The organism is Reinekea blandensis MED297, assembly GCF_000153185.1.
Lineage (GTDB): Bacteria > Pseudomonadota > Gammaproteobacteria > Pseudomonadales > Natronospirillaceae > Reinekea > Reinekea blandensis.
In genome coordinates this window covers 73,316-80,769 of record NZ_CH724150.1, presented here as the reverse complement: position 1 = coordinate 80,769, position 7,454 = coordinate 73,316, and the positions used below count along the sequence as shown (strand labels likewise).

Genomic DNA, 7,454 nt, shown 5'->3' with positions numbered 1-7,454 from the left:
GAAAAAAGAACCACGCTAAACCAAAATCTAAACTCAGCCAACTAAACACTCGTGAACTTGCTAGAAAAGCTATCACTAGCAAAAACACTGAGACTACAACCGAGATTAGAAGGCTGCCCTTCAATAAAGTAGTTGCTTCTTGATTTGTACTTGGCAATGGTATTGCGAGCGGTAAGGAAAGAGCGGCCAACGGAAACAATACAAGCGCAATAGAAGAAAAGGTACTGAAATTTCCATATACTTCTGGTGAAAACAGTCTCGTTATAATTGGGGAGCTTAGCAATGTTATTATCTGAGCAAATGCGCTACCTGAAGCCAGTTTCATTATGCTTTTAATAAACACACTCTTGATTTCCATTCACTAAGACCCTTCCGTTGGAAAACAACCTTCACTACTCAAGCTCATTTGCTTCACTTGTTAATTTTATGTTAGCCCGTCACTTTTGAAGCTAATTGTCGAAACCCAGCTTTAGAAAAATCTCATATATACGATCAATCGCAGGTATTTGAGTTTCTGGAACTCACAAAATCCGGGAATATAATCAAGAAAAAATCTATATCTGAAACCCAGAAATGGTAATTAGATGGAGCTTACAAGAATTTCACACAGGAACTTTGAGACCCACTAAGCAGCCGCATGCAGTGTAATTGGGAGCTCTAATGATGGCAATACCGGTTGATTAAAGGTCACAATTTCTAGCTCAACGAAACACTGCAAAAGACTACGTTCAATGTTGCTACCTTTTGACCTCAGGCTAATGGATGCTTAGTTCACGATGAGTTTTACTTGATGATGCTGGAAAAATTGTCATCTTTATCGAGATTTAATGTATTTACCGCAGTTCTTTCCGCCGGAGATACCATTGCCAACTCGAGTGAGTAAAGAGATTAACACTGTGAAATCGCCCCCATAGAACGCCAGACCATCTGGTCTACTCTCTATGAGGTAGGAGGTAAAACACCGGTTTACTCTACTTTGAGTTACTTGAACACCAGTCTTTACTTGATAACAATGTCAGTAAGACCATGTCTCTTGGGTTTACTTACTCATGTGACGGGTTCAAGCGGTTTTTAATAACCACGCCTGTAGTTTTTTACGGGTTGCCTCAATGTAGGGGTGGTAGCCTAATGACTCTTGATTAGTTCAGTTGATGGGCGAGCAGGGTTTATAGATCGGCGTTTGCGTTTTAACGGCAGGCACGACTTGTAGTATCGGTAACCATGAAAACGGTCCCTGTAGGCGACCCTAGCTTCTACTTCGGCATTTTGGGAGTTAAGTATAGATTGAGCCGCCTAATGGGTTACCATAAGTATACTTAGATAATTTAAATTCCAAATATCGAGTCCTATTAATAACCTTCCTGCCCTTTAAAAGTAGTATGCGTGTTTATCGTGAGTTTCTCGACATTCATTTATACTTACAAAGGAAGAAAAGGTGTATAAGGATCTGGCTTCTACTCAACTGGCCTAGTGACACTCCCCTACCCGTTATTCTAGATTCTCCCTTGGCAGCCGAACTCACGTCTGCGTATCGATCATTGAATGCCTATTGGCCGGAATGGCTGCAGCATCGCAAAGCGAAAGGTCGGCTGCCCTTAGCTTTCGATTCGTTAATCACGGTAACCGATCATCGCGAGCATATACGCTTGGTGAAACGTTTAGCACAGAAAGCTCAACCCGACATTGTCATCGCTGCCAATGGGATGTGTCAGGGTGGGCGGATAGTGAATTATCTGCAGACGTTAGCGCCATTACCGACAACCGATGTTCTGTTTGTGGGGCATCAGGCTCGGGGAACGCTAGGGCGGCTTTGCAGCAGCGGGATGCGGTGGCAACAGGGATTAATGATTTAAAAGCGCAGGTTCATACAGTGTCCGGGTTTTCGGCACTTGTCGATCAGGAGGATTTGTTAGCGTTTGTTGCGGGTATTGAATCGAAGCCCGGTGAGGTTCGACTGGTGCATGGCGATGCATCAGCGAAGCGGGCTTTGCAGCAGGAGTTGATGTCTCAGCTGGCGTTGGAGCGGGTTTTGGTGGTTAAGTGATCAGGTTGGTAGGCTAGGCGCTATTAATGCCACCTTCGCGCAGGGTTAGCGCTTGGTACGAGAACCGGCTAGCCGGTTTGTCGCGACTCCGCTGTGCTTCGTCACTCCTACGCAGTGGCTGGAACGACTCTTGTGGAGGTATCGCAGCGGAGCAAGGACGACTAACCGCCAGTATTGCCCGGCAGATATTTGTCAAACAATGGCTTTAATTGCGGATCTTCTTTCAGATTTGTCACCGGCTTCATTCGTTTTTCTTTCCAACCGGTGGTGGTGCCATGGCAATGCAGGTAATGAAAGTCGTCCGTCTCTGTCATTAAGAAAAAGCCACCGCCAAACCGGTGAACGGCCCAGCCAAAGCGATTCATAAATCCGTTTGTGTCCACGCACCATTTGGTGTTACCGGGTTTAAAATCGGCCTTTTTCATAATATGCGCCTGATGCGGATAAGGGGTACCCAACCGGCCCTCCGGGAAAACCCGGTGCTCCCGAAAGGAAAGACACCCGAGCCGAGAGTAAACGGCCGCATCAAAAATCGACTCGGCCCTGCCACTGACCACCAGTTCATCTATATCGACACTCAAGGTTGCTCTCGCCTGTCGGAATGCATCCTGCCGTGCCAAATTAAACATAGATGTCTGTAAGAAACGCGGACTGATGATGGCTTTGCCGCTGTTATCGACCGGCCCATAGGGAAAGCCGGCTTCAATCACCAGAATGGCTTCCAGTCCATTGACGGTTTGCAACGTCGCCTCGATGTCCTCCGGACGATAGTCGGTAGAGCCGTTATCAAAAATCACCACGCCCTGGAGGCCATGCGCGTTTACGTGGTACTGAGCCCAGTCGCGAATCCATTCCAGTTTATTATTTTTGTTCATGGCATGAGCAGTATTCATGCCTTTGAACCGATCCTGTTCGCTATGGCGCACTGGCACTGTGGCCTGAAAATCATCATGTTTGATTTCCAACGTGGCGCCTGCGGGAGCTTTCAGAACCGTCTGTTCGGAACGCTGCCAAACCATGCGTTTAAGACGACCCGTGTGTTTTTTGCCATTCACATAGAGGTGCCGACGCATCAAAAACCACAGATTTAATGAGCGCGGCCCGGTGAAAACATACTCCTGCGTATCGGGGCGAAAGAAGCAATCGTAAATCAGCGTTTTGCGATCGTACCGTTCCAGGTAATGCTGAGTCAGACGTTTCCCTTTACGGACGTGACGACGCTTTAAATCACAGCTGTCCGGAATGACGACGCCTTCCAGTTTAACAATCTGACTGTTCATATTGCCCTTAACTTAACGGTTATAATAACTGCGGTACCATTGCACAACGGAATTAACGCCATCTTGAATGGCGGTGTTGGGCTGATAACCCGTTTTCTGTTGCAGCAATGAAGTATCGGCATAAGTCACCGGGACATCGCCCGGCTGCATGTCCATAAACACTTTTTCGGCGGTTTTGCCGGAGGCGTTTTCGATGGCTTCGATAAAATCCATCAGTTTTACCGGTTCTGAATTACCGATATTAAGTACTTGGTAAGGTGCATCGCTGTCAGCCGGCGTATCTGTTTTTGGCTTGTCGGTTTTCACCGGCGGCACTTGGGAGCTTTTGATCACGCCGTCAACAATGTCGTCGATGTAGGTGAAATCACGCATCATATTGCCGTGGTTAAACACCTTGATCGGGCGACCGGCTAATATGGCATCGGTGAACAGGAACGGCGCCATATCCGGGCGCCCCCAGGGGCCATAAACGGTAAAAAAGCGCAGACCGGTCGTTGGAATGCTATAAAGGTGACTGTACGAATGCGCCATCACTTCATTGGATTTTTTCGTTGCGGCATACAGTGAAACCGGGTGATCAACGGGGTCGTCCTCACTGAACGGTTGCTTTTCGTTTTCACCGTAAACAGAACTGGAAGACGCATAAATCAGGTGTTGAACGGTTTGCTGGCGTGCCAGTTCCAAGATATTCCCGAAGCCAACGAGGTTGGAGTCAATGTAGGCGTTGGGGTTTTCCAGTGAATAACGGACACCGGCTTGGGCGGCCATGTGGAAGATTTGATCGAAGGTGTGCTGGCTTGCCAAATCAGCCATGGCCTGACGATCTTCGACGCCCATTTTAATAAAGGTAAAGCGTGGGTTATTGTCGAGTCGTTTGAGCCGGTCTTTTTTTAGCTGTACGTCGTAATAGTCGTTGAGGTTATCGATGCCGATGACGTCGTGGCCGGCATCGGTCAGTTTCAGGGCCAGCTCATTGCCGATAAAGCCGGCCGCGCCGGTAACGAGTAATTTCATATGTGTTCCTGTTTATCAAGTCCGTTTGATTCAGTTTGTTACGGTTTCGCTTGCAGGCAAGCTCTTACAAAAGTGGTGCCCTGTATAAACGAACCTTCTCGGGTGCTTTTATAGCCAAAACCAGAAGACGAAGATGCAGAGATCTACTCACCCCCGGGATCGCGAGCAGGCTCGCTCCTGCAGATACGTGGGTACTTTAATCACTGCCGAAAAGATCGCGCGTATAGACTTTATCCATCACATCGGCTAGCTCGTCCGATGGCCGGTTGGCCACAATTACATCCGATACTTGCTTGAATTTTTCCAGATCATTGATCACCAGCGACCGGAAGAACTCATGCTCAGTCAGCACTGGTTCATAAACTACGACCTCAATACCCTTCGCTTTCAGTCTTTTCATGATGCCCTGAATAGCGGACGCGCGGAAATTGTCGGAGCCAGACTTCATAACCAAGCGATAGATGCCAACGCGTTTCGGGCCGCGTTTGATGATTGAGTCTGCAATGAAGTCTTTGCGCGTGGTATTGGCATCGACAATCGCTTTAATCAGATTGTTCGGCACTTCTTCGAAGTTTGCCAGCAGTTGCTTGGTATCTTTTGGCAAGCAGTAACCGCCATAACCAAAACTTGGGTTGTTGTAGTGGTTACCAATGCGCGGATCGAGCCCAACCCCTTCAATAATCTGGCGGGTATTCAAGTCATGTGTTTCGGCATAAGTGTCCAGTTCGTTGAAGTACGCCACCCGCATCGCCAGGTAGGTGTTGGCAAACAGTTTAATCGCTTCAGCTTCGGTGGCGTCGACGAACAGCGTCGGGACGTCTTTCTTGACCGCGCCTTCCTGCAGCAGGGCGGCGAAACGTTCAGCTCGCTCACTGCGCTCGCCCACGATGATCCGGCTGGGGTACAGGTTGTCATACAGCGCCTTGCCTTCACGCAGAAACTCAGGGCTGAAGATGAGGTTATCGGTGCCCATTTCCGCTTTCAACTTAGCGGTATAGCCTACCGGGATGGTTGATTTAATGACCATCACCGCTTCTGGGTTCACCGCCATCACCTGCTTGATCACGGCTTCCACGCTGCCGGTATTAAAGTAATTGGTGTCCGGGTCGTAATCGGTCGGGGTCGCAATGATGACAAACTCAGCACCCTGATAGGCCGCTTCGGCATCCAGCGTCGCACTGAAGTTCAGGGTTTTATTGGCCAGAAAATCTTCAATCTCCGTATCTTCAATCGGAGACTGTCCCTGATTTAACTGTTCAACTTTTTCCGGAACGATATCAACGGCTACGACCTCATGGTTCTGCGCCAACAACATGGCATTAGAAAGGCCAACGTATCCAGTACCGGCAACGGCTATTTTCATCTGTGTTTCCCTTGTACAAATGGAGGACCTGCTGAGTACTGGCAAGCCCTGGAAAATTCAAAGGCGGAAGTGTACCCCCCGCACTGAAAGGCCGCAATAAGAGGGGCCTTGATACCGGTCAGCGAAACAACTCGCGAGACTGGGATCGTCGTCCCAGCCACCAGCGCATCCCACTGATAGGCAAACCTAAAAGATAGGCCAACGCAAAGGGTAAGCCAACGAGATACAACCAGCTGTTATAGGTACCATAAATATTAAATGCCAGGGCGATAGCAACGACCAGCATCAGCACAGCCCCAGCCAAGGAACGAAACATCAACGCGATCACAAAAAACAGGGCCAGAACGACCATCGAGATGGCTTCTTGCCCCCAAAGGTAGACCACTTCCCAACCAGAAAACCAGAACGCTAACTGAACACAGGAAACTAAACCGCCCAGATGCCACAGGGCTCTTAAACTCGAATCGGCCGGCCAGAACAGACGACTCATCAACAAACCAACAAATAAGACCGATGGTAAGTCAGCCACACCAAAGGCCCAGGATGCCAGGCTTGCGCCCTGCCAAACTGGGACAGACACCACCACAATGCTAATTAACAGCACCAACGTCATTAGTCCGGGTGACTTGAATAGCTGTCGACTTACCCAGGCAACGGGATATGCCAACAGCAATGCCCAACTAAACAGTCCTAACAACTCGGGACTGATCATTCACCCACCTCCCCGTTCAACAGTTCTGCCAGCGAGGTTCGCAACCATTGCACCCGATTGCCGCCTTCAATCCAAATGAGATGTATTACCCCATCGGCCGACAGACTCATGTGTGGCGGAGATACCGGCAATTGGCTCACATCGAGGGCTCTGACAGTCCGCCCCTCCAATGCCTGCGGTTCGCTATTAAGCATGAGCCTCATTATCTCCTGTGTTTGATCGACCTGTGTTGTGAGCCAGACATCTTGGGCGACTTGCAAGGCATTGCCGGTTAAAGTTGATGGTGCGGCTCCCATGGACAATCTCGAAACCCGGATGATTTCTCCCTGAGTATTAACTTCAGCACGAAGCGCCAAATAGCCAATCTGATCATGAGAAATCATAAACTCAGATCCGCTATTTTGGCTGATCGGGGCCCCCTGAGCGCGTGCACCTAGGTTAAGAACCGGGTTCGTTCGCAGAGTCGACAGATGTTCGAAAGACAGCCCTTCATCATCAGAAACTAAAAGATCGACTCGACTAGCATCCGCTATTGTCGAAGACGATACCGCCATGAACAACTGGTCACCCTGAGTCCAGCTCACCAAACTCTGCAGATTCAGAGTCTTTCGCCCGGTCATTTTGCTGAGCGCGTCAGGCGTCAGGACGGTCACGGGCTCATAGGAAAGTCCCTCCTCAGTAAGAACGGCACGTTTCAGGACAGGAGATAAGCCGGCACTTGGTGCTTCAATCCAAAAAAGGATTGGTGCCTGAGATACAAGCTCGACCAGGAATGGCGACGTCACGAAGCGACTCTCGGCTTCGTAAACAGTAGAAAGCGTCCATAAAGGATCTGTTTCGATGATGGGCAGTTCTTGAAAGGCGGAGTCTTCGGTTCGCTGCGGCCATTGCAACCAGGCAAACCCAAGGGCGGAAATGAACAGAAAGGTTAAGAAGAGTTTCTCGGTTGCCTGTCTCACAGCTACGGGAAAGTCATGGATTTAACACCATGGTAAAGAACTCCGACGGGCTTGACCATGGTGGGCGGTTTTTCTTAGGAAC

At 49.2% G+C, this 7,454-nt stretch carries 7 protein-coding genes and 1 pseudogene; 2 read left to right on the top strand and 6 right to left on the bottom strand.

The window, feature by feature from the left end; genetic code table 11:
• Positions 1–358 (bottom strand): annotated as a pseudogene (locus tag MED297_RS22495) (lipopolysaccharide biosynthesis protein); the annotation flags it as partial.
• A 1,021-nt stretch (positions 359–1,379) separates the two neighbouring features.
• On the opposite strand from MED297_RS22495, the gene MED297_RS21775 reads away from it, so the two are divergent.
• Together MED297_RS21775 and MED297_RS22280 are read left to right on the top strand one after the other, a co-directional pair.
• Positions 1,380–1,853, top strand: a complete 474-nt coding sequence (locus tag MED297_RS21775) for a hypothetical protein (protein ID WP_083779356.1) — start codon at positions 1,380–1,382, stop codon at positions 1,851–1,853.
• The gene (locus MED297_RS22280; RefSeq protein WP_161599274.1) at positions 1,829–2,044 is read left to right on the top strand and encodes an MBL fold metallo-hydrolase RNA specificity domain-containing protein; all 216 of its coding nucleotides are present in this window, start codon (positions 1,829–1,831) and stop codon (positions 2,042–2,044) included. Before MED297_RS21775 ends, MED297_RS22280 begins: the two co-directional genes overlap by 25 nt.
• Before the next feature lie 161 nt (positions 2,045–2,205).
• Here MED297_RS22280 and MED297_RS05760 read toward each other — a convergent pair whose 3' ends face one another.
• The 5 genes from MED297_RS05760 to MED297_RS05740 form a co-directional block, all read right to left on the bottom strand.
• Positions 2,206–3,324: a hypothetical protein gene (locus MED297_RS05760; RefSeq protein ID WP_008043138.1), complete on the bottom strand. Its 1,119-nt coding sequence runs from the start codon at positions 3,322–3,324 to the stop codon at positions 2,206–2,208.
• 12 nt (positions 3,325–3,336) lie between these two features.
• Entirely contained in the window at positions 3,337–4,338 is a 1,002-nt protein-coding gene (locus MED297_RS05755) for an NAD-dependent epimerase (RefSeq protein ID WP_008043136.1), read from the bottom strand.
• Positions 4,339–4,534: 196 nt separating this feature from the next.
• Positions 4,535–5,701 (bottom strand): nucleotide sugar dehydrogenase, encoded by a 1,167-nt coding sequence (locus MED297_RS05750; protein WP_008043134.1) that lies wholly within the window; start codon positions 5,699–5,701, stop codon positions 4,535–4,537.
• A gap of 118 nt (positions 5,702–5,819) precedes the next feature.
• Positions 5,820–6,413: a hypothetical protein gene (locus MED297_RS05745; protein ID WP_008043133.1), complete on the bottom strand. Its 594-nt coding sequence runs from the start codon at positions 6,411–6,413 to the stop codon at positions 5,820–5,822.
• On the bottom strand, positions 6,410–7,306 hold the full coding sequence (locus tag MED297_RS05740; RefSeq protein ID WP_154650856.1) for a hypothetical protein: 897 nt from the start codon (positions 7,304–7,306) through the stop codon (positions 6,410–6,412). The genes MED297_RS05745 and MED297_RS05740 overlap by 4 nt, the downstream gene beginning before the upstream one ends.
• Positions 7,307–7,454: the final 148 nt, after the last annotated feature.